Source organism: Ruminococcoides intestinale, from assembly GCF_040095935.1.
Taxonomy (GTDB): Bacteria; Bacillota; Clostridia; order Oscillospirales; family Acutalibacteraceae; genus Ruminococcoides; species Ruminococcoides intestinale.
Map to the genome: position 1 here is coordinate 768777 of NZ_JBBMFQ010000001.1, position 24951 is coordinate 793727.

A 24951-nucleotide genomic window follows, 5' to 3' on the forward strand; every position below is an offset into this window, starting at 1 on the left:
CCGTAAATTTCACATTCTTTATGCCTTTGGCGCATCATCTTTCCAGAGTTCTTTAATTGCAGTAACATTACCCGCAAGTCCCTGAATATCTGACGGAATGATAATCTTTGTAGCCTTGCCGTCAGCGGCTTTACCGAATGCCTCAAGTGATTTAAGCTGAATAATTCTATCGGTAGGAGAAGCCTCATTGAGCATTTTAAGTGCGTCGGCATTAGCTTTCTGAACTGTGAGAATAGCCTCAGCTTCACCCTGTGCCTCACGGATTTTCTGCTCCTTAACAGCGTCGGCTTTAAGAATTGCAGATTCCTTCATACCCTCTGCAACGAGAATCTGACTACGTTTTTCACCCTCCGCATCAAGAATTCTTGCACGGCGCTCACGCTCTGCCTTCATCTGCTTTTCCATCGCATCCTGAATTTCACGGGGCGGAAGAATGTTTTTAAGCTCGACACGGATTACCTTAATGCCCCATGCGTCGGTTGCCTCGTCAAGAATCACTCTGATTTTACCGTTGATTGTATCACGGGATGTGAGTGTGTTATCAAGCTCAAGATCACCGATGATATTACGCAATGTTGTTGCAGTAAGATTTTCAATAGCGCTGAGCGGTCTTTCTACACCGTAAGTATAAAGCTTTGGATCGGTAATTTCAAAATACACAACCGTGTCAATCTGCATCGTAACGTTATCTCTTGTGATCACGGGTTGTGGAGGGAAGTCGATCACTTGCTCTTTTAGTGAAACTTTCTTTGAAATTTTGTCGATGAACGGAATTTTTACATGCAAGCCTGTTGACCATGTTACATGATATGTTCCGAGTCTTTCAATTACATATGCGTGTGCCTGCGGTACTACCTTGACATTGCTTACAATTACTATAAGCAGGATTAAAAGGATAATTCCTAAAATAATAAGTCCTAACATTATTTACCTCTCATTCTGTTACGGGTTCTACTATGAGCTTTACGCCCTCTATTGCAAGAACCTTAACTTTTGTTCCTTTTAAAAGCGGTGCTTTGTCAGACTTTACAGTCCATGTTTCCGCACCGACCTTTGCCTGTGCTGTTTTGTCAATATCGGTTAAATCTGTGAGCATAAACCCGACTTGACCGATGTGGCGGTCTGCGTTTGTTCCCGTTGTTTTGTTACGCCTTTTAAAGCGTTTTACAAGCGGTCGTGTCACAATCAGCGAAACTAGTGACACGACAAGGAACACCGCCGACTGGATTGTGATATCACTTGTGAATATAGTTGTTATTGCGGCACAAACCGAACCGAGAACGAACCATATTGACACAAGCTGCGTTGTAAAGCCTTCGCAAAGCAACATAAATATCGCAAAGCCTATCCACACTATCGGCATATACTGTTCCATAGGGCTGTCACCCCTTTTCGCATAATTTTAACACAATATTATATATTAGTCAAACTATTTTATGCATTCTTTGTTAGATAAATTCATTTGCCTAATCGGCAAAATGCAAAAAGTACAATAAAGTGACCTCATATGGCAATAAAAAATTACCATATGAGGTGTCATAAGAATATTTATTTATGAGTTCGAGTTCGCCGTTCTGTCTAATCTCGGTAATATTGCCGTTGCTATCATAAGAATAATCGTAGGATAAAACGCTGTCACCGCCATATGACTGGTTGAAATTGCTGATAAGATTAGTTGTTGAATTTTCAGCCCTACCGTCTGCATAATCATAATCGGTATTAAATATGTGATAATATGAGTTTTCTCTGGTTGAAGAATAAATCTTAGGACAAGGAGACTCAGAAGAGCCTCCTTGCAAAACTAATAAACTATAATCTTTTATGATGACAAATCAGAATCACATATGTATGAGTACCAATCAAATGAACTATCGGGATATTCCGAAACTTCATTTTTATTTGCAGTAACATAACTTGCACAGGAATAAATTTTATCCGATTCACCTGTTGCTATCTCACCAAAGATAAGATATGCAACATCACCGTTATCGGCATCAGAAAAAATGCAATAATAATACGGCTCAGTTTCTTCGCTATCAGAACTATCCACATTAAACTGCCTAAACTCAATTGATGAACACCAAGGTTTTAGATAAGAGATTTTAAACACATCACTGCTCAAAGAACCGTAACTTTTTATATGGTCTAAAAGGTCACTATAATCTTTGCTTGACAATTCATTAACTTTAAGTGGAGTGTTTTTATCTGTTACTACCGTATAATCCTGAATGTCATCAGACAGCACTCGGTTGGCGTCATCATTATCTGAAACTTTCTCTGTAACGGATGTTTTAGGCTGTTCATTAGAATTATTTTTATTTGTATTTCCTGAACAACCTGATAAAACAACCGCAAACGCAATTAATACAAATGTCGATATTACAGTACAAAAAAGTTTTTTCATATTCAAATTTACCCCCTACTTGTAAATTTTCATTTATTAGTAATAGTATGATGAGTAAGACTGCTATTTGATTATGTGCGGTATTCACTTTCAAGTGAATTGTCGAATATGTAAAGTTCTATGCTTAGAATATCAATTTATATTATTAAATCGTTAAGTCATCATACCAACTTAGACAATCTCATAACAATTAATTGCAAATAACTAGACTTCACTAGGATTTATGCTTAATAGTCCTAATGAGCGAGAACAATAACATAACTATTGCAAATATAAAAAAACAACATGAACAAATAAAAAATACAACTTTCTGCGGAGAAATATATAAATCACCAATTTCGAAAAAGTAATTTAATATATGAATTTCCCCACACATAATTATATTATTCGCTGATACTATAATAATTGATATAGGAATCCATATATTATATCGTTTTCTACATCTAACAAGGCACACTATAATAAATATCATCATAGCTATATTTATTAAAAGCAATCTTGTATTTATATCATTAGATTGTAACAAAGAATTAAATATAAAAGAGTCATTATTAGTAAGACAGTATATCTCTAATAAATATGAAATAAAATTAAATAATAAAACTGCGGTAGAAAATACAATCATTATTTTTTTCATAATAATCTATTCCTCTCAAACATGTAAAAAGAAGACAGCAATCATTGCAATTCCACCTTTTTTCTTATTATTAAAATACTCAGCAAAACCACTCTCTTTATCCAAAGCATTTCTACTATTTGTATGTGCATAATAATAGATATTGTTTTTGGTAATTTTTCCAACCAATACAGTATGGGTTAGTTCCCCATTATAATCAGTACTCATAAATGCTACTGCACCAATTTTTATAGATTTAATGTCTTTTTTCATAGACTTCCAACTTGTATATAAATGTTGTGTCAAATGCATCTTATTAACAAGCCAGAACCTTAACTTTTTTGATATTCTCCAAGTTTCTGAAACTGAATATGTATAACGACCATTCCAATTGGTTGATTTACTTCTATAGCTATACCAATCACCTCTCATCGGAGAAAATTTACCAGCATACAAGCACTGGGATACAAAATTTGCACAATCACCATTTCTATAATAATAGTACTGTGGATTTGGTTTGGCATAATATTTTTGTGCATATGTTATTGCTTTTATAGATAATTTAGTTGAAACTGTACCTGATACATCAGATTTATTTATACAATTATTCTCACAATAAGCAAACATATTAGTACTCAGCGTAGTTCCTGATTCGGTATCAGCATAAACATCAGCATTTAAAAATCTGCCTGTAAATGGATCGTAGTAGCGGGACTGGAGATAGTACAAGCCTGTTTCTTCGTCGTAAACATAACTGCGATAACGGAACGGGGTCAGCTTGCCGACTGTCAGTGTGCCGTTGTTTTCGGTGAGCATATTGCCCCACGCATCATAGGCATACTCTGCAACTGCTTTGCCGTCCTTATCAACAATTTCGGTAATATCGCCCTGCAGGTCTTTGATGTAGTAATACATTGTTCCGTTGCAGGAAACAGACATTACTTCGCCCGAATTATCGTAGTAGAAGAACAGCGTATCGTTGCCCTGAGTGAGTGCAAAAAGATTATTACTGCTGTCATAGTAATAGTTAGTTTTCACTCCGTCAACAGACTTCTGCGTTCTCATACCGTTTGAGTCATAACTCATCTGAATGGCTTTATCGTAAGTGGTTATATCCTTGAGAATTCTTCCGTTCTCCCACTCAAAAGTCATATCATCACGGTATGTCAATGGATTGCCGTTTTTATCATATGTAATACTGTCGCCGTCAAACTCGGTGAGTTTATCTTTCCAGTTAGTGTCACCATACGAATAAGTTCTTGTTTCAAGTAATTTTACAGGTGCCCAGTTAGTTCCGAGTGAATACGATTCCATTTTTTGAATGTTACCGTAGTTATCATAAACTATTCTGATATAGCGACCTGTTCGAGTATCTGCATACCATACAAGCTGATTTAGTTCATCGTATGTATATACGGCTACCTTTTTGCCGTTTTCATACACATTCTCTACATTACCTGTATCGTTGTAATTATAGCTGTAATCCAGAACCCTATCAGAACTCAACTTATAACTAATACCGCCAACCATATTGGTAGTAGAATTGCTTTCACTACCGTGATAATAAGAATACTGCTTTGTAAATACGGTATCACTCTTATTCTGTTTTGTTGTTACAGTTGACACTCTGCCGAAATCATCTGTTGATGTTTCGTTAGTTACACCGTCATTGCTTACAAATGACTTTCCGTCATCGTCTGAGCCTGTTGTAATAGTCTTTGTCTGACCGTTTACAGATGTTTTTTCAACTGTATTGCCGTTTGAATCGGTAACAATATAATGAGTAAGACTGCCGTCTGATGATGTACGATATTCGCTTTCAAGTGAACCGTCAAATGTATAATAGTAATATGAGGTTTCGCCGCTTGAATGATCAACTGCTTTTGTAACAAGACCTTGCTTGTTGTAAATCATCTCGGCAATTTTACCTGTTTCACCTGTGATTACCGAAATATTGCCATAGTTATCGTAAGCATATTCAAGATAATCACCGTTTGCATAAGCAGTCTTTGTAAGATTACCGTTACTGTCATATGTATGACTTGCAACAGTTACATTGCCGATTTTAGTTGACACAAGATTGTAGAAAACATCGTAGTTAAAGGAGTAGTTAAAACCATTGTGTGTGATTTTTGATACAGAGCCTAAACCGCTGTATGTATATGAGTTTTCAGAATCACCGCTTTTAACAGATGTAAGGTTGCCTGATGAATCATATGCGTAGCTTGTCACATTTTCATCAGCGTCAGTAACCGAAGTTACATTGCCGTTGACATCATAAGCATACTTTGTCGTACTTCCCTGCTCATTTGTTTCGGAAGTTACATAATTGCCTGTGCTGTCATATTCAGAACCAGTCTGCATAAACGGTTTTGTTTTGTCAACAGATTCGGACAATACTTCATAATCAACATAATTGTCAACCTCTGTATCATCTGAATCGTTACCTGCACTGACCGAAGAATCATCTTTTGAATCTTCTGATTGTTTAGTCACATACCCCGTTGCTAAAATATTCAGTTCAGCGTTGGTAACTGTCATTTCATTTTCATTATAACCATATACAAATGCAAATGCAACATAATCTATGGTTTCGTCACTATTTTCGGGACTTATTGACAAACTTACCTGCTGATTTTTGGAAGTATTGACATTAAATTCCTGATAGTGCATTTCAGGAGTGCTGTTGTTTTTGTAGTAAATATTGAGTGCAATGCCGAAAGTTCTGTTTTCGTTTGAAAGCGGAACAGAATCAGCCTTTGCAGTACCGTTGATTTTAAATGATACTCCCGCTCTGCCTACTTTTACATTCTGATAGATATATTTGTTGCCGAGTGATGGACTTGATGATGTGCTGTCATCTGTATCATCGCCGTCCTCATCGGTTGAAGTATCGGAAGATTCAACTTCGTAAGTCTTCTTTACTTCTCTGACTACAAATCCCTGTTCAGACTTGATTGCGTTGCCGTAATCGTCATATGAAGTAATGCTATCCATTGGAGCAGTTTCCGTAACTGTTTTGGTGTAGGTAGATGGTTCGGTGTTGCTTTCTGTGGTAGTTTCTTCTGTTGCCGATTCTGTGTTGGAATCATCAACCGCACCTGCTGTACCGCCTATTGTTACAGTTCCGTTGTTAGCTGAAATGCTCTTGTTTTCTTCTGTGAGCCAGTTGTTATTCGAGCTGAAATCGCTGTTTTGAAGAGCGTTGAAGTTGTTGGCACAATTACCCTCTTCAAACTGGATGCAGTCAAACCACGCTGTACCCGATGCGTATCTAATCAAGCCATACACACGGATTGACGCTGTTGTGCTCGGCACATTTGCTGTTACGCTTATTCTCTGCCAATCAAGTGTGCCTGTAAGTCCGATACTGTTGATTTCTTTTACAGTCTTGCCTGATGAATCAAGGCACTTAACTTTGAGGATTGCTCCGACTGAACCGCCACTATAAATTTGCTTTACATTCTTTGTCTTTACATATGCGGAGAAAGTTACATCTTTGCCGTTGAAAGTTGTTTCTTTGAACTGATGAGCAAAGCCTGTAAAGAATGCGGAGTTATTCTCACTTGTCGGATTTTCAACCTTGAGTGAAGTTGTTCCGAGATACTGATAATAACCGTCCTCTTCTGTTGCGGCAGAACTGTCAACCGTTACCTTACCGCCTGTGCTTGTTGTACTACCCTTTGCACCGTTTGATACAAAGTAATACTTACCGCCACCTACTTCTGTCTGCTGTGAGGACTCTGTAATGTAATTTTTAGTGTATGCGTTTGCACTGTTGTTAATTACAAGTCCTGTGTTTTCAGACGAAGTTGCATAACCGTTTGAATTGAGGACAGAAACGGTTGAACCGCTGTTATCGAAAATATGGGTTTCGCTGTGTCCCTGCTTATCCGTAAACACGGTTGTATTGTCGGCATTGTAGCTTATGTTAAGGTGATTTCCCTCTGTTCCGTCAGTACCGTATTCGGTGATGTTTGTTACTTTGCCGTTTGTGTAAGTGAACTTATATGTCGGCAGGGATTTCATATAGCTGTCGGACACACCCGAAATTGAAATCAGGTTATAATTATCGTCATATTCAAATCGTGAAGTGTGACCGTCATTGAATGAAATTGACGAAACCTTATCTCTGCCCGTTGAATAACCAATATCAATTTTTGTGCCGTCGGGCTTTGTAATTCTTGATACAACCTTTTTGCCGTCGGTACTGCTCTTGTATTTTAACTGAACTTCTCTGCCCGAACCGTCCGTGATTTTGGTTAAGTCACCGTCGGTATAGGTATATGTAATAGTATTCTTGTGTTTGTCTTTTTCAGAGAGAAGTTTACCGCCGTTTGCGGTTGAATCGTAAGTTTGTGTTGTTGAACCGTTATCAATGAAGATGTTATTTTCGTCTTTGGTAAGCGTAATGCCTAAGCCGTCTTCATCTTCCCATTTTGCGGTTTCACCCTCTGCAAGTTTAAGGTAATGGTCTGTACCGTCAGCATCGGTATAGATATAGTTGTAGCCTGCTTTGGTAAGGTTTTTGTCAGTCACTTCTCTTACATACTGATTAAATGAGAACTGCCAGCCGTAACCGCTTACTTGAGCATTTTCAAAGGCTGTGTCTTTGTTAATGCTGTTGTATGTTGCAGCAATGCTCAACGGCATTCTTGAGCCTGTTCCCTCATACAAAGTTTGGTTTATTACAAGGTTGCCGAGGTAATCCGATACAGCCGCCTGTGCGTTAGTGCCGACATTGATTGTGTGGTATGAGAGATTGCTCTCCATGCCTGTAAAATCTTTATAGATGAGCATTAAGGCAGGTGTTGTAGATGTTTTTGTATAAGACTTAAATACGACTTTTTTTGAACCGACTGTATCAAGAGCCTCCATGACAAAACCTTTGGTATTGGTATCGCTATACCAGCCTTTGAAGGTGCTTGTAAGGTCAAATGTCAAATACCGATTATCTTCATATGTAAGAGAATCATAATCAAGCACTTTTGAATCGTATTTTACATTCCCATTTGAAGCAGATGTAAGCTTATGAGCATTCACAATGATAGGGTTTTCGCCCTCATCAGCAAACAAATTACTGCCGTTTTCTGTTTCAAAACTATATTTGGCACTTATAACTTCTTCTCCGTTTTCAAGTTTCGGAAGACTATTTACAGTACAAATAGCATATGAATTTTTAGATGTATAGTACGGTCCGTAACTATTTACTGAGCCGTTAGCATTCTCATAAAATGTAAGCTCACTTTTGAGAGTAGTTGTAATCTCAGGATCAATCGTAACAGGGAATGCTCTGCCGATTGTATGAATGAAAGCATAGTCGGCGGTCAGCTTAACCTGAAGATTTGAGCCTTTTTGCTTTACAATCTCAATTTTCATCTGTGTGCTTGAACTGCCGTTTGCATCATACATATAAGGTGCTGAGATTGTGTATATTTCTTTTCCGTCCTTATTTGAAAGTGTGATTGTTTTATCATCTTTTTGCTTTGCGGTAAGGTTCGGAATTTTGTAATTCAATGTAAATTCATTCTGAGCCTTTGAACTCTCTAAAATTATATTTTCTTTAATGCCTGTTGTAGTGACAAAATACTGCAAGTCAACATCGTTGAAAACACCCTTATACAAAGTTTCTGTTGTTATATTTTTAAGCGTAGTAAATTTATCATTACCGCTTGTTTTTTCGTTATTTTTCTTTACATCAGCTTTGCTCTTGCCTGCATTGTCATAACCCCAGCTGATTTTATATTCGTTTGATTGCAGCGAAATCATATTTTTTGACTTTGCTTTATTTGAAAGATTGACCGAAATATCACTGCTTTTGTTTGTATATGAAGAATCGCCCGCTTCGTCCGGAGATGCAGTCTTATCCTCAGATAAAGTGTTGTTATACTCAACCCACTTACCCTTGCTGTCTTTGTAGTGGACAGGTTCGTTGTACTGAGCAATCATCTTTGTTCCGTCTTCAAGCAAAAATTCTTTTGAATTTTCCGTTCTTTCGCCTGTTAGTTCTTTGACAATTTTGCTCTCTTCGGGATTTTCTCCGACAACATTGTCGAATGACGAATATTGAGTTTCCGCCTTTGGCAGTGTCGCCGCTACAACATCAACAGGCAACGATAACCCAACCGTTGCACACAATGATATTGAAACTGCCGATAACATTTTCTTTATTTTTCCATTCATACTCTAACCTCCTGCTTTTTGATTTTGTTAATAAATTTAATGAAAAATTTTCCTGTGGTTGCTTTTTGTGCCTTAAACTATCCTCCTTTCATTTATAAATTATTTGGTAATTGTTCACTGTTTTTAACTGCTATCTTCCTACATTTTGTATGCTATTGTTATTATATATCACATCGAGCAAAGTTGTAAATATATTTTTATGAGTTATTTTATTTTTGTAAGTTTCACCAACACCGACCTCCGATATTTGTATATATTACCTGTTGCAACTACCCTGCCGCCTAATTTTAAGCATAAAAAAAGAGCCCAATGGCTCAGAGGTTAAAAATATTAAATAAGTAATTGTTATTGATTATTATAAATTTTCTAATAAATCTGTGAGCATAAAACCGACTTGACCGATGTGACAGTCTGCGTTTGTTCCCGTTGTTTTGTTACGCCTTTTAAAGCGTTTTACAAGCGGTAGTGTCACAATCATCGAAACAAGTGACACAACAAGGAACACTGCTGACTGGATTGTTATGTCGCTTGTGAATATAGTGGTTATTGCGGCACAAACCGAGCCGAGAACGAACCATATTGATACAAGCTGTGTTGTAAAGCCTTCGCAAAGCAACATAAATATTGCAAAGCCTATCCACACTATCGGCATATATTGCTCCATAGAACTGTCACCCTCCTTTTCGCATAATTTTAACACAATATTATATATAGTCAAACTATTTTATGCATTTTCTGTTAGATAAATTCATTTGGCTAATTTTCAATAATTTTTTACTGTTATTCCGCGTGTCCGTTAATCCTAATCCACTTTCAGCTGACACATTCGCTCTCAAATATGGTCATCCTAACTGTTGCATTTTGACGTAAATTTGGGTGATTTTATTTGATTTAAGCATGGTTGATTGAAACGGAAATGTAATATATCGGATGAGAAAAAAGGATTTAATTCCGCATAATTTTCTAAGTCATAATTTGCATTATGAGAAATTCTCCGATGGCACGGTAAAATGTATCGAAGATGAAATACCGTTTGAACTGCCAGAAGGCTGGGAATGGACAAGATTAGGATGTATTACTGATGTTATTCAGTATGGTTTAAGTAATTCCGCTGAGTCAACTGGCGATTATCGATTGTTAAGAATCACAGACATTCAGAATGGTTGTGTGAATTGGGATACTGTCCCATTTACAAGTACTGATGAACCAGAAAAATATTTGCTCCATAAAGATGATATTGTATTTGCTCGTACAGGAGCTACTGTGGGTAAATCCTTTTTAATTACTGATTTGCCATATGCTTCTGTATACGCATCGTATCTCATTAGAATTAGGCTTATCAATGGTATTTCAGCAAATTATATTTATCATTTTTTTAATAGTTATTGCTATTGGGAGCAAGTTACTGATAAGGCAGTAGGAGTTGGACAGCCAAACTGTAACGGAACTGCATTGAGAGAACTGTTTATTCCATTGCCTTCTCAAGCTGAACAGAACAGAATTGTTCCTGTTGCTGATAAGCTTTTAAAAATTGTGGATACCATTACTTCTGAGCAAGAGAGTTTATCAGAACTTATACAGACTACAAAGTCTAAAATTCTCGACCTTGCAATCAGAGGTAAACTTCTACCGCAAGACCCGAATGATGAGCCGGCTTCCGTTCCTCTTGAACGCATACGAGCCGAAAAAGAAGAACTGATTAAGCAAGGTAAAATTAAGCGTGATAAGAAGGACTCTGTTATCTTCAAAGGTGATGATAACTCTTATTATGAGAAGGTTGGCAATAAATTAAATTGCATTGATGAAGAAATTTCGTTTAAATTGCCGGAAGGTTGGGCTTTTATTCGTCTAAAGACTGCATGGGAGCTCATATCTGGACGAGATTTGTCACCATCAGATTATAACGATAAAAATGACGGGATTCCATATATCACGGGTGCAAGTAATTTCAAAAATGGTCATGTCAGCTTAGTTCGTTGGACTCCTGTACCGCAAGTTATTACTCAAAAGGGAGACTTGCTTCTGACTTGCAAAGGAACTATCGGGGAAATCGCATATAATAACTTTGGGAAAGCTCACATTGCACGACAAATTATGGCTATTCGCAATAATTACAGCCTCAATGTTGATTTTCTTGCATTATGTATTGAATATTCAATGACGAAAATCAAACAAGCCGCCAAAGGACTTATTCCTGGAATATCTCGTGAAGATATTCTTAATTTGGTTATACCTATTCCACCAACCAAAGAGCAAGAAAAAATTTGCGACAAGCTCAAAGTAACTTTTTCAGCAATAAAGCATATCGAGAAAGCGTCTTAATTGAGACTCTCTTCGATTACAGCAAAGTGGCTTAATGCAATATTTATAGATTTATCAATGCGTTTCTGTTCAGATAAAGGAGGAATTGCAATGAGCATTTCCTTCAACGTAAGCGGCTTCAATTCCTTTTGGTTTGTTGAACCTTCACCCTTCTTTTCAAGTACGCTTTGATGGGCTTTCATAAACGCATATAGGTAATGTGAGTTAATGCAACTAAAACTACGAATTACCGTAACATGAGAATCAGGAACAATTGAAAGACCTTTAGTATTGTCAGTATTCCTATAAATCCCCACTCGACCAAGAGTGCCGGTTCCGGTAGAATTGATTACCGTATCACCATCTTGCATGTATTCATCATCTGGGTAACGTTTCAATGCAGTTTCGTCAAGATACTGTGCTAAGCTTACATCAATGCTGTTGTGCTTTGTGTTACATTTTTGAGCAAATACAAGCACATTACTATTTTCTGTATATTTTGGAGATTTTCCACGGCGAATTTCTTTAACACAGCAGTTTTCTAATCGCATCCAAGTCCAAGTATCAGGAATATTATATGGTATTTCTTCGTCAATACAGAATACCTCTTCACCAATCTTCTCATAATAAGAGAAGTGTATACATCTTCGATATAATATTAGAGCGATATTCTCGCAAAAATAATATAACGGAGGTGTCTTTTTATGAAGACAAAACAAACATTTGAAGAATATTTGAGAAAGGAAAATCTGTCCGAAAATACAATTACATCGTATCTGTGGACAGTGAATTATTTTACTGAGCATTACGATACAGTAAATAAAGAAAATTTACTCACTTATAAAGGCTACTTAATGGAATTCTTCAAGCCCAAGACTGTAAACTTACGCATACAAGCAATAAACAAATATCTTGAATATTTAGGAAAAGAAAAAATAGCATTAAAGGCTGTAAAGGTACAGCAAAAAAACTTTTTGGAAAATGTTATCAGTAATGCAGATTATAATTTTTTGAAAAAGCAACTAAAAAAAGATGGCAATATGGAATGGTATTTTGTTGTTTGGTATTTGGCTGCTACCGGAGCAAGAGTAAGTGAATTGATACAAATCAAAATTGAACATATCGAAATCGGCTATTTTGATTTGTACACGAAAGGTGGAAAATTACGACGACTTTACATACCAAAAAAATTAAGGAAAGAAACTCTTGAATGGCTGGAGAAAACAAACCGTTCTTCTGGCTATCTGTTTCTAAATCGTTACGGCGACAGAATTACTACCCGTGGTATTTCACAACAGCTTAAAAATTATGCAGATAAATACGGTCTTGATAAAAAGGTGGTTTATCCTCATTCATTCCGCCACAGATATGCAAAGAACTTTCTTGAAAAACACAATGATATTGCACTACTTGCCGACCTTATGGGACACGAAAGTATTGAAACAACTCGTATTTATCTTCGTCGTACTGCAAGCGAACAACAGGCTCTTGTAGATAAAATTGTTACTTGGTAAAAAGATAGCCGCCTCCAATTTGATGGCGGCTGTTTGCTAAAGTAATGCATTTGAAATTAAATCAAGTTGTTTATATACGTTAGTGATTCGCTTAACTATTCTTTCTTGCTCCGCTAATGGAGGCAACGGAAAAATTGCTTTTTTACCATCTGCCGTTCCTAATCGTGGCATTTTTACACCATATGAACAACGGTCAGCATATGCAAGAAATGTTTTTGACATGATATAATAACGTGCGTACTCAGGAATTATACAATTTGCAAATTCTAACGGGAGAATTTCAGATGTACAGTATCCATCGTCATCTGATAAAACAACTTTATTCAGATAGGGACGCAGCTTACTATATAATACTTGCCCAGAATGAAATTGATGTTTTGTACTGATGGAATTCCTTTGAAATTTTTTAATTTTCTTGAAAATTCTACCTGTATCTTTTTCTATATCATCAAGGTCAAGAATCCAAGCATCATCTGCTATATCAGCAGTATCAACATTTATGCAGTCACCATAATTACATACTTCACCAAGGCGACATATTTCCCATGTTTCAGGGAGATTATCAAATTGCCAAGCATCAAAAGATTCTTCAAGTTTTCCAGTCCTCAGATAATAAGAGTTATCATCACCTTTGAAGATAACAGAGTCCTTCTTATCACGCTTAATTTTACCTTGCTTAATCAGTCCTTCTTTTTCGGCTCGTATGCGTTCAAGAAGAACGGAAGCCGGCTCATCATTCGGGTCTTGCGGTACAAGTTTACCACGAATAGCAAGATCAAGAATTTTTGATTTAGCATTTGTAATAGTTGCTTGTAAGACATCTTTATTAGATTGAATCTGAATTACTTTTACAAGCGCTCGTTGCGCTGCATCAACTATACGTAATTGTTCATTCTTTGGTGGAACAATGCATAAATAATTCGTTGCTGCAGAAATTGTAATTGTGTCAACCGTTGTACCTTTAGAGTTATCTCTCATTTGTGATTGAACAAAGCTTGACTCCAATAAGATTTTAGCGAATTGAGAAACAAGTAGTTTGTTTTTGTTTTCAAAACAAAGTACACTTGCATCCTTATAGTAAAATAGGTCTTCGGGCTTTACGATATAGACTTTTCCTATTGTACCTACACTAGAAACCATCAGATCACCCGATTGAGGTACACCATAATTTTTCTTCAATTCAAGATAATGTTCTTCTGAAATAAATAGTTCATTATCAATAAAATCATTCTCAGATAGTTTTACAATTTCTCGTGCTCTATAAAATGGAATTCCCTCATTTTTCCAATCGGATTGAAGAACTCGTTTACTTGAACATACATTCAATAAATCCTTCAACCTTGCCCATTCCCACCCCTCAGGTAGCTCAAAAGGAATCTCATCCTCAATACATTTTACAGTTCCATCCTGAAACTTCTCATAATGCAAATTATCATCAGCTTTAAAGATCACTGTATCGTTTTTTATATCCTTAGGCTTTAGCTTTCCGTCCTTAACCATTTGCTGTTTTTCGGCACGGATACGTTCTAACAAAGCAGAAGCAGGTTCGTCATTTGGGTCTTGAGGCACAAGTTTACCGCGGATAGCCAAATCCAAGATTTTTTGTCTTAATGCTTTGGTATCCATCACTCGTCCACCTCGCCTATTATTTTTTCCAGTTCAGCAACAGCATTTGCGATATTTGATGACTTCTCTTTAATTTCCTGAAGCAGTTCCGCAAGGGTGCGGTCATCTGTGCTGTCATTACTCTTCATCCATGTAATATCAAGGCTTGTCTTATCACGAGCCATAATCTCATCAATAGTAAATTTACGCCATCTGCCGTTAGGGTTTTCTTCACTGTATGTTTCCTTACGCTTGCTTAAATCTCCATCGGCATAGCATTCGATAAACTCATCAAAATGTTCTCTCTTAAGCGGATTTGTCTTACCGAAAGAAGGCATATCGGAACGCAAATCATAAATCCAAACTTCTTTTGTATTATTCTTATCGATCTTACCTCTTGTGAAAAATAAAACATTAGTCTTTACACCCTGTGCATAGAAAATACCCGTAGGCAAACGAAGAATCGTATGGAGATTGCACTTGTCCATCAAGTCCTTACGGATACGCTCTCCATCGCCATCAGCAAAAAGAACATTATCAGGCAAAATAACTGCCGCACGGGATTTACCGTCAGTTTTTAAGCTACGATAGATGTGTTGAAGAAAGTTAAGCTGTTTGTTGCTTGTCGGGAATGTGAAATCATCGCGTGTTGCACGCTCTCCGCTTTTCTTTGTTCCAAATGGAGGATTCGTTAAAATTAGGTTATATCCTTTCATTGATTTTCCGACATTTGAGAGAGTATCACCCAAAATAATCTGACCGTCAATATCGTGAAGCATAGCATTCATCAAAGCCAGGCGGTGCGTATCATGTACAAGCTCGCAACCGGTAAACGCTTCTTCTTTCTCAAATTTTGCCATATCAGCATCAAGTGAGAAGAAATCATCTGTGTTATCTCTGACATATTGGCTCGCAGAAATCATAAATCCAAAAGTACCGCAAGCAGGGTCGTTACAACGCTCACCCGGCTGCGGCTTCATAAGATATGTCATAACATCAATCAGTACACGAGGAGTGAAATACTGACCGGCTCCCGACTTCTTTTCGTTAGCATTCTTCTCCAAAAGTCCCTCGTATAGATTGCCCAATCCCTCTTCACGGGCAGAAAACCAATCCAGACCATCTATAGTATTGATAATCTTTTCAAGGTTCTTCGGTTCATCAATTTTAGTAGCCGCACCCTGATAAATTTCACGCACACGACCGGTACAGTAAGTTCCAAACAAGCGAAGTATAGTTTTGTAATAGTTATGAAGCTCTAAGCCTGACTTACTGACTAAATTATCCCAGCTATATGCCTGAACTATTTTCTTTTCGCTGTTCTGCGTTTCTTCTTCAGGTGTAAGGTTATCCCCTTGTTCAATAGTAACACCTTCGGCAAATCTACCCTCTGCGTTGGTTTCTTTTGCCATTTTTAAAAACAAAATATATGTAAGCTCTGTAACATACTCGTGATAAGTGATACCGTCGTCTCTCAGCACATTGCAGAGCTTCCAGAGTTTAGATACGATTTCCTGTGTATTCATGCAGTTTTTCCTCCGTCATCATAGAGATATGTATTTAATTCCAAAACAATGCTCTCAAGCTGATTTTGGAATACTCTGTCAATTTTTTTGAAGCCGCCTTGTTCTTTAAATCGAACATCTTCATCAAAGATTTTGACATTCAAAACAGATTCATTCATTAGATAGGTTTCCATTCGCTTAATCCAGTTCATTTCCTGTTTCGAGAATCTATGAGCCTTTACAAGCTTTTCAACTGCCTTACGAATTCGTGCTTCATGACTGATAAGTACTGAGCCAATAGCATAGCGGCGAATTAAACTGATAATGTCTGCCGCAATCTCCTCGTTAGTCATCTGAGAAATAGCAGTATTAAGCTGCTGTTGTGTAAATCCCTCCCTGTCCAATATTAATCGCAGAGATTTCAGGTCTTCACGAGTGAGGTCTTTAGATCTTGTGCAAACAATATTTAAAGCCGCAATTTCATTCATATTAGTATTAACATATGCCGAGAATGCATCAAGATAATCTTCAGGTTTTTCGCCGTTGCCATAACCACGGGTATGACTAATCAACTCATCTTCCTTATCGGAGATTACAATAGATCCACCGCTATGACCTTTCTTTTCATCAAGCAATCTGAAAAGTTCCTTGTTTGCGAGAATTCTATCCTTTGCCACATCGTTAGGCTCATTTTCCAGTTTTTCTATGAACTGAGTAGGATCCATACCACCAGACATATCAATAAAATGAGTTACCGTCTCACTACTCATTTTTCTCTTTTTACGCTGTAGCTTGGCAATAATCTGGTTGATTTGATTTTTAACCTTTCCCCCGTTATCAAGAACCTCTAATCCTTCGATAAGCTGCGTAAATGTAGTGTTTGGGTTAGTTACAACTGACTTCATGGTATTAACCGGTTCAAGGGAATCATAGACACCAACAGGGTCATAGATTTCAAAGTGTGTCTTATGTATATCAGGGCAAAGTCTTGTTGCACGACCGAGCATCTGCTCAAAAAGAATACGAGACTTCACTCGACGCATAAATACCAATGTAGTGATTTCAGGCACATCTATTCCTGTTGTAAGCAAATCAACAGTAACAGCTATGCTTGGATAGCGTTCATTCTTAAAACGCTTAATAGCCTCCTGAACCTTTTTCTTATTTCCGCCACCAACACTTCCTGTGATTTTCATGATTGCATCATTATCTACACCTGTCTCGGAATAGATTTCTTTAAGGATAGATACAATCATATCAGCATGCTGGTCGTTTACGGCATAGATAAGCGTTTTTCCCTGTTCTTCAGGAGATTCAGGGTCAATATCATGTGCGATTTCTTCAAGTACTGTTCTGTTAAAAGGTTCTGTAATCACTTTTCTATTAAAAGATTCAATATCAAAATCCAACTCATCATCCATAAGTTCACTGTTAGTAACCTCTCCTGTTACTGGATCATAGATAGTTACCGTATCGCCGGATTTATAGTGTATTCCTTCAGTGCTGAGTTTTGTTTTCAATTCGTGAGGTGCATCATGATCTACAAGATAACCTTCGATAACAGCTTCACGATATGTATACTTAAATATTGGTTCTCCAAAAATCTTGGTAGTCTGTAACGCCGGAGTTGCGGTAAGTGCAATCTTTACAGCATCAAAATATTCAATAACATAACAGTATTTACTCTGATAATCTGTCTGGTCACGATAAAGCACCTCATCCTCGCCAATCTCTTTATCAAGGATATAACCACGATGTGCTTCATCTACTATAATCAGGTCATAATCAGAAACAGCCGGCTTTGTATCTTCTGTATTGTACAGAATCCGCTTTATCATACTTTGAACAGTTGCAACATGAATACGAGTTTCTTTATCAATTTCCTTATCTTCAAGACCTTTAATATTATAAATCTCATCAAGAGTCATAAGATTTTCAAGCTTAACTTCTTCAAAGACATCCTGAGCCTGTTCGCCGAGTGATGTTCTATCGACAAGAAACAGAATTCTGCGAAATCGTTCTGTTTTTAAAAAACGATATATCATTCCAAGTACAGTTCTCGTCTTGCCTGTTCCTGTTGCCATAGCAAGCAAAACACTTTGTTTACCGTCAACAACAGCGTTTTCTGCTACCTTAATAGCATTGAGCTGGTAAGGTCTTAAATTCAAACCTTCTTTATCTGTCAAAAAGTCAAACGGCATCTGTTTTAGATTTTGATTCTTACTTTCTGTATCCTGTACCAAAAGTGCTTTGATTCCATCAGGGCTCATCCATCCACGTAATGCTCTTGGCAAATTACAAGAATTACGTAAATCTAAGAACCAAATACCTGATTTCGTCTTATACTGTTCCAAATATGGTCTGCCGTTCGTAGCAAAAGTAAACGGAACCCTATATTTGCCCCAAGTGCCAATCTGATACTGACTGTCCACCTCACGAATATTTTGAGGATATTCTTTACACTGATAATCAATAACCGAAGGAATATCCTTATGGATTGCTTTCGCTTCAATTATGGCAACCAACTTTGTTTCAACAAACAATGCATAATCAGCATAACCTTTATTACCAACCTGAGAATCGGTAGGCCATTCTGCAATTGCCATATTTCGACCCTTTTCAGGTCTTGTTCCTTTAGAATATCTAAGCTGTTCTGTATCAGCTTCCCAACCGACTTTACGGAGTTGCTCGTCAATAAGATAGCGAGTTTCCGCTTCAGACTTCTGACGATTTCCGGCAGCAACCGCAGATTGTTTCTTACGTTCTTCTTGAGAAATCTTAGGTGCAGATGCAGCCGCTTTTTCTGCTTTTTTTGTCAGATTGTCCTCAATTTTCTTTTCATTTTCCTTATCAACTTTAATATAATCTGTTGTTGAAGGTTCAACAGGTGTAACAAATTGTTGATTTTTATAATTCCAATCGCCGTATGTCTGCATGAACCATTCACAAAGACTGTATGTCATTTGCAAAAGAGTCTTTCCTTCATCAACAGAACCATAATTTTCATGAGTAGCTTTATTACGAGCTTTTCTTATAGCATGAAGAATGTCACAAAGGTCACGGGGAAGCAGTCCTTCTCGCATAAGAGTATTAATACGGGTAATGGCAGTATTTTCATAAGGCAGAGCAATACCATCATAAGTAAACATCAAATTGACAATGGTCTCACCTATCATTCCCAACTTAATCAGACATGAATTAGCATCAGAGTAACAGTATTGTTCAGCCAGCTTTCCAAAATTCGCTAACACAGGAAAATCCTTGCTTAAAAAGTCAAAATTTGATTTCATGTTTTACTCCTCCTCAGCTTTCATCGTATTTTAAGGTAAGTATGCCATCCGCGATACAGTCCAATTTTCCGCGTAGCTTTCCATTGATATATATCCAATTCTTTTCAGTCTTACGATGATATTTGCACTGAATCCACACATTTTCATTAACTGCGATGTTGTCCGTCTTCGGTCAATCATCATATGGAACAGTTTATCGTAACAAATTCTCATGACAAAACCTTCAAACTTCCGATAATACATAATTATGAGTGATATTATATCACTATTTATCGAATTTTGCAATGTTTTAGAATGTAGTAAGCAATACCGTAAATACACCAACAAGAAAATACAACTAAAGATTCTCCCTACTTATCAAAACTCTGTATTATTCACTTACAATTATCATTGCCCTTGATCCGACAATTTCAAAAATACATCACAACTAATCTGATGTCCTTCTTACAAATTTTTGTATTGCGGGTTGACAAATTTACGCTTAGATATATACTAATATTACTAAATGATGTTGGTTCTTGACTTAGTAATATTTTTTTGGAAGGTGATAAGATTATGAGTACCAATAAGATTACTTGTTCATTTACCGTTGACCGTGATATTTACAACGCTTATAAAAGCATTGTTGTAAAAAACGGCGAAAATGTAAAAGACAACCTTAACCGTTATATGTTAAATGTCATTAACTATGAAACTCCAAATGCAGATACAATTTCTGCAATAAAAGAGGTTGAAGAACTGAAAAAGAATCCAAGCAATAAAACCTATGCTTCATTTAGCGAGCTTTTAGAGGATATTACCAATGAGTAAATTAAGAATTGTATCGTCGCAAAATTCAACAGAGATGTTAAGCTGGCAATTAAGCGTGGATACAATATTCAATTACTTAACGGTGTCGTTGAAATGATAGCTGAACAGCATTAGTGATAAAAAACTTATTTTGCACTCCAAAAAGCCGGAACACAGCGATTTATTTTAGTTTTTTCAAGGCAAGGCATTTTTCGCCTTTTTAATGTCCAACAATAGTTTATGCAATATACTAACAAATAAAAGAAAGGACCTTCCCTAATGATAAATTCATCAGAGAAGGTTCTTGTTATTTTCTTACCATAACAACAGCCTGTTCACCAAGTCATGTGTAACGGAACTTACAATTATTTTTGAATATCGGATTAGCACATTTGTTTACAGATTTTTAGGTAATACATTTGAAGTCTTTCTGGGCTTTTTAACACTATATATACATTACAAACATTTTTTCGCCGTTGTTTAAAGTGTATGTTTCAAGCACCAATAGTCATATTCCGGAAAACTTATTGAGAAATGTTGAACCGTCAAAACACTGTCATTTCCATTCCTCTCCCAATTGAAGAGTTGTTTGAATTTCAGCTAGATGAGTTGCTGTAAAGGTTATTCTTTTGTCTCCAATAGGAATTTCTACATTTTCTACATTTTGTGTAAGAATTCTTGCTATAAAGTCATTCCATACAGAATCAATGTTCCTTAACAATATAAAATCTTTACTACATTTTAAGCATAGACTTAAATACATCTGTTCCCAGCCGTATTTAGGATTTTTTTGAACATTGTTTTTCTCAATATAAATCTTTGGAACAATTTCCTGACACATTTGGCAAAAACAATTCCGTTCATTTTCTTCGCTTCTATACATAGTTGTTGTATAGAAATCTTTATTGACAGGAAATTTAGGTTCATACACTATTCGGTTGTTTTCAATATAAGGATTAGGATTGTTTTTGAATTTATTTTGTATATGTTTTCTAAGTTTTACTAAATTAACAACTTTCTTACCTGGAATTCTTCATAAGAATAATTATAATCCGTCTTACTGAAAAAATATTGTAAATGGAATTTCTCTATTTGCTTATCCGTAATAATTTCATTACGAATTAGCCCTTCAAGAATTTCCATACCGTAAGTAAACTCATTCTGGAAGTCTTCAATATCAGTATCTGAAATGGATTTTAGTTGAAAATCAATATCATCATAGTGAATATCCAAAATATCAGAACAGCCTAAATATTTTGCAAGATTCACAAAATCATCAGAAACCACCAAGTTCTTTATAGTTTCACCAGAAAGAATCAATTTCTTATTATTGACGAATTTGTTTCCTTTATGATAATTTCCGTTAACAAATTTCATTGGAATTTCTGATATCATTCCTTTTAGAGTATTATGACATTTATTAAAGTTTTCAGAATTATTCTTATACTCATTAAGAACATAGATAGCTATTTCTTCATCAGTTCTATTCGATTCAATATATGCTATTAAATTCTTCTGATATATACTATCGTAGACTTCTTGTATAAGTTCATTAATCCTATAGTTTGGTCCGACAATATCCTGTGCACTTTTATAATCTAAAATCTTTGTTTCAAGAATCTTGAAATTCTTATCAGAAATTTTAGTATCATGAGTATATATGTTGTTGCTGTAGAATTCATACCTTACTCCACTTGAAGTACGAATTGGAAAAATCGGTAATTGCTTTACCATATCATAAAGTCCATTACTTTTAATTTCTTGCTGAGTAGAAAGAAGATTCAAATATGAATATAATACTTTTCTGACTTTTTCATCATTAATAAGTTCTTCAGAAGCCTTTTTAATACAAGATAAATTTTCTAGAATGTTACTTATACGGCATCCAATAGCTTTAAGCAACGGAATATATTGTGTTTTCTTATAAGTATCGATAACTACTGCGGTAGAGCTATTTTTAATATCTGTATTTTTATAAATATAAGATATGACTTCAGGCACAATTATACAGTTTTTGCTTTTAATCGAAACAAACTTGTTAGTATTAAGAACCGGCAATATATTTGCTTTCTTTAACCTATCTGTCCAATTAAATCTATTTAAGTAAGTATCTGAAAAATTACTATATGAGAAATCATCATTTTGCGATGTAAACTTGACATACCTATATACATCAATTCTTTCACTTTCTTTTTTTGTATTCCATTAGTTCAAAAATTGCTTTATAGATAGATCGTTCATAAAGCATTACTGCCTTTCTTTGATAATAATATTATGCACAATACTTATAATACATTAAACTGTTAAAATTATGTTCACAGGAATTTTAGGCATAAAAAAGAACCCTATGGCTCGAATGTTAAAAATATTAGATTTGCTATTGTTATTGATTATCCTCATTTTTCTGAAAATTCCTTGCTTTTGAGATTAAAAAAATGTAGCATTTTATTCACTCCAGGCTGAGCAGAACATTGATCATTTCACTTTCGCCTGTCTGTGCCTGCTCTACAACCTCACAATTTTCTCAAAAACTTCTTTTCCTCGCTTTCGTGTGGATAGTGGCTGTAAATACGGAAGCCACAAAAAGCCGCCGCACCTAACAGGCACACGGCGACAACCATACAGATGATTTTCGTATATTTCTTCATAGCGTTATCCTTTCTTATTCTGTTTTAGGGGCAAAAAATAACGCCCACATTTTCCGTGAGCGTTACTGTTGCAATATTGTTTTCAGATACAAAATGCGGCATAGAGAGGGACGATTTTTTTGTTATCCTCAAAGCCGAAGTTTTTGGCAGAAAGCTTGATAGCATAAGCGGGCTTGTAGATGTCCATATAGACCTTCAAGCTCTTTGCTCTGGTGTTGTCGGCGGACTTGACCTCAATAGGAATAAGCTGACCGTCACGCTGAATGATAAAATCAATTTCAGCTCCACGCTCGGACTCCCAATAATAGGTGTGGTAGCCGTTAATGGTAAGCTGCACATTGACATAGTTTTCCGCCATACCGCCCTTGAAATCGTTAATTTCCTCTACCATATAGAGAATATCATTGGCGGCTAAATCTTTCTTGGCACAAAGCAATCCTAAGTCGGACACATAAATCTTGAACGCATCAATATCACGGTAGTTTTCAAGCGGCTTTTTAATTTGCTCGACCTTATAGACCTGTGACACGATACCGGACAGGCAGAGCCATTCAATCGCATTTTCAAATTCGGAAGCCCGTCCGCCTTTCTTAATCAGCTTATATTGGAAACGGGTATTCTTCTTTGAGAGCTGAACGGTAATGTTATCGTAGGCAAGTCTGGTTTTCTTGATTTCATTCAAGTTGTTATACTTGCTCATATCATTGAGATAGCTTGCAAGTATCGTGTCCTGCGTATGGCGGACAAGGATATAGTCCTTTGTTTCGGCAAACTGCATCACGCACTCCGGCATACCGCCGACCACAAGATACTGACGATAAAGCTGCATTGCGGCATCGTGTAAGGCAGACGGCAGGGGCGTATCGGTTTGGAAGCACTTTTTAATCTGTTCTACCAAATCGTCCTCACCGAGAGCCAACATAAATTCCTCCATATCCATAGGATAAAGCGTTTTCATATCGACCTTTCCTACGGGAAAAGAGAATTTTGCTCTGTTGACCGCAACACCGAGCAAGCTGCCTGCGACGATGATGTGATAATCCGGAGCGTTCTCGCAAAAATATTTGAGCGAAGTCAACGCCCTTTCGCAGAGCTGCACCTCATCAAAGACTATCAGAGTTTTTTCCGTTACGATGGTCTGACCTGCGATATGAGATAAAATAGGTATGAGATAATCGGGGCTGATGTTTTCCTCGAAGGTTTCATTCAGCTTTGGATTGGTTTCAAAGTTGAAGTAAGCCACATTTTCATAGTGAGTACGCCCAAACTCCAGAATGGAATAGGTCTTTCCGACCTGTCTTGCGCCCTGTAAAATAAGGGGCTTGCGGTGTTCGCTTTCTTTCCACGCTTCCAAGAAGCCCATAATCTTTCTATACATAAGCAGTCCTCCTTAAAGGTACTGACCATAGTATAGCAGATATTCGTGTAAAAATCAATGAAATTTCCTGTATTTTTCGCACTAATCAACATGATTATTTTCGTCAACCTCTCACAATGCGACACGAACACCGCAATTTTTGCATTTTATTCCTCTCCAAACTTAGTCGTCATCGGCTTGTAAAGCTCGGTATTGCGGGGAACTTGTCAACAAACGGCACAAGAGAACTGCCGACCTTGAGAATCCCCTGTCCTGCGCCGACATTCGTGATATAGCTGATCTGAAGGTCGGAGATATTAAGGAGCTTGGTTGAGCATGAAGCTTGCTAAGTCCACCGTTTTTGTCACCCATTCTTGTAACACGAAAAATGAGTTTACAAGAATTTTAGGCATAAAAAAAGAGCCCAATGGCTCAGATGTTAAAAATATTAAATAAGTAACTGTTATTGATTATTCTCAATTTCTCGATATACTCTTGCTTTTTAAGATTTAGAAGAAGGTATCGTTTTATTCACTCCATGCTGTGGAGGGAAGTCGATTACCTGCTCTTTTAGTGAAACTTTCTTTGAGATTTTGTCGATAAACGGAATTTTTACATGCAAACCAGTTGACCAAGTTACATGATATGTTCCGAGTCTTTCGATTACATATGCGTGTGCCTGCGGTACTACCTTGACATTGCTTACAATTACTATAAGCAGGATTAAAAGGATAATTCC

At 36.6% G+C, this 24951-nt stretch carries 16 protein-coding genes and 1 pseudogene; 3 read left to right on the top strand and 14 right to left on the bottom strand.

Annotated elements, in window-relative coordinates:
- Positions 1–18: 18 nt before the first annotated feature.
- The 5 genes from WMO31_RS03655 to WMO31_RS03675 all read right to left on the bottom strand — a co-directional run bounded on the left by WMO31_RS03655 (position 19) and on the right by WMO31_RS03675 (position 9867).
- Entirely contained in the window at positions 19–924 is a 906-nt protein-coding gene (locus WMO31_RS03655) for an SPFH domain-containing protein (RefSeq protein ID WP_294039176.1), read from the bottom strand.
- Positions 925–934: 10 nt separating this feature from the next.
- Positions 935–1375, bottom strand: a complete 441-nt coding sequence (locus WMO31_RS03660) for an NfeD family protein (RefSeq protein ID WP_117979251.1) — start codon at positions 1373–1375, stop codon at positions 935–937.
- Between the two features lie 444 nt (positions 1376–1819).
- Positions 1820–2404 (bottom strand): hypothetical protein, encoded by a 585-nt coding sequence (locus WMO31_RS03665; protein ID WP_367999221.1) that lies wholly within the window; start codon positions 2402–2404, stop codon positions 1820–1822.
- 652 nt (positions 2405–3056) lie between these two features.
- Positions 3057–9203, bottom strand: coding sequence for an amidase domain-containing protein (locus tag WMO31_RS03670; protein ID WP_367999222.1), 6147 nt, complete (start codon positions 9201–9203; stop codon positions 3057–3059).
- A 355-nt stretch (positions 9204–9558) separates the two neighbouring features.
- Positions 9559–9867 carry an NfeD family protein gene (locus WMO31_RS03675; protein ID WP_367999223.1) on the bottom strand — a complete coding sequence of 103 codons (309 nt, stop codon included), beginning with the start codon at positions 9865–9867 and terminating at the stop codon, positions 9559–9561.
- 266 nt (positions 9868–10133) lie between these two features.
- On the opposite strand from WMO31_RS03675, the gene WMO31_RS03680 reads away from it, so the two are divergent.
- Positions 10134–11525: a restriction endonuclease subunit S gene (locus WMO31_RS03680; RefSeq protein WP_195231951.1), complete on the top strand. Its 1392-nt coding sequence runs from the start codon at positions 10134–10136 to the stop codon at positions 11523–11525.
- Here the strand turns inward: WMO31_RS03680 and WMO31_RS03685 are convergent.
- The gene (locus WMO31_RS03685) at positions 11522–12055 is read right to left on the bottom strand and encodes a restriction endonuclease subunit S (RefSeq protein WP_366556816.1); all 534 of its coding nucleotides are present in this window, start codon (positions 12053–12055) and stop codon (positions 11522–11524) included. The genes WMO31_RS03680 and WMO31_RS03685 overlap by 4 nt on opposite strands.
- 153 nt (positions 12056–12208) lie before the next feature.
- On the opposite strand from WMO31_RS03685, the gene WMO31_RS03690 reads away from it, so the two are divergent.
- Positions 12209–13018 (top strand): tyrosine-type recombinase/integrase, encoded by an 810-nt coding sequence (locus tag WMO31_RS03690; RefSeq protein WP_117972041.1) that lies wholly within the window; start codon positions 12209–12211, stop codon positions 13016–13018.
- A 36-nt stretch (positions 13019–13054) separates the two neighbouring features.
- Here WMO31_RS03690 and WMO31_RS03695 read toward each other — a convergent pair whose 3' ends face one another.
- From WMO31_RS03695 to hsdR, 3 genes are read right to left on the bottom strand one after another with little or no spacing between them, the layout of a single operon-like run.
- Positions 13055–14644 carry a restriction endonuclease subunit S gene (locus WMO31_RS03695; RefSeq protein ID WP_117972042.1) on the bottom strand — a complete coding sequence of 530 codons (1590 nt, stop codon included), beginning with the start codon at positions 14642–14644 and terminating at the stop codon, positions 13055–13057.
- Positions 14644–16149, bottom strand: a complete 1506-nt coding sequence (locus WMO31_RS03700; RefSeq protein ID WP_367999224.1) for a class I SAM-dependent DNA methyltransferase — start codon at positions 16147–16149, stop codon at positions 14644–14646. Before WMO31_RS03700 ends, WMO31_RS03695 begins: the two co-directional genes overlap by 1 nt.
- A complete protein-coding gene (gene hsdR, locus WMO31_RS03705) occupies positions 16146–19418 on the bottom strand; it encodes a type I restriction-modification system endonuclease (RefSeq protein WP_367999225.1) in 3273 nt (1090 codons plus the stop codon). Before hsdR ends, WMO31_RS03700 begins: the two co-directional genes overlap by 4 nt.
- 555 nt (positions 19419–19973) lie before the next feature.
- Here hsdR and WMO31_RS03710 point away from each other — a divergent pair.
- A complete protein-coding gene (locus WMO31_RS03710; RefSeq protein ID WP_195231947.1) occupies positions 19974–20228 on the top strand; it encodes a hypothetical protein in 255 nt (84 codons plus the stop codon).
- 535 nt (positions 20229–20763) lie between these two features.
- Here WMO31_RS03710 and WMO31_RS03715 read toward each other — a convergent pair.
- From WMO31_RS03715 to WMO31_RS03735, 5 genes and pseudogenes are all read right to left on the bottom strand, one after another.
- Entirely contained in the window at positions 20764–21048 is a 285-nt protein-coding gene (locus WMO31_RS03715; protein ID WP_195231946.1) for a hypothetical protein, read from the bottom strand.
- Positions 21049–21209: 161 nt separating this feature from the next.
- The gene (locus tag WMO31_RS03720) at positions 21210–22265 is read right to left on the bottom strand and encodes a hypothetical protein (RefSeq protein WP_195231945.1); all 1056 of its coding nucleotides are present in this window, start codon (positions 22263–22265) and stop codon (positions 21210–21212) included.
- Between the two features lie 455 nt (positions 22266–22720).
- Positions 22721–22855 carry a hypothetical protein gene (locus tag WMO31_RS03725; protein ID WP_279310033.1) on the bottom strand — a complete coding sequence of 45 codons (135 nt, stop codon included), beginning with the start codon at positions 22853–22855 and terminating at the stop codon, positions 22721–22723.
- An 82-nt stretch (positions 22856–22937) separates the two neighbouring features.
- On the bottom strand, positions 22938–24233 hold the full coding sequence (locus WMO31_RS03730; RefSeq protein ID WP_367999226.1) for an ATP-binding protein: 1296 nt from the start codon (positions 24231–24233) through the stop codon (positions 22938–22940).
- A gap of 505 nt (positions 24234–24738) precedes the next feature.
- Positions 24739–24948, bottom strand: a pseudogene (locus WMO31_RS03735) (SPFH domain-containing protein); the annotation flags it as partial.
- Positions 24949–24951 lie beyond the last annotated feature (3 nt).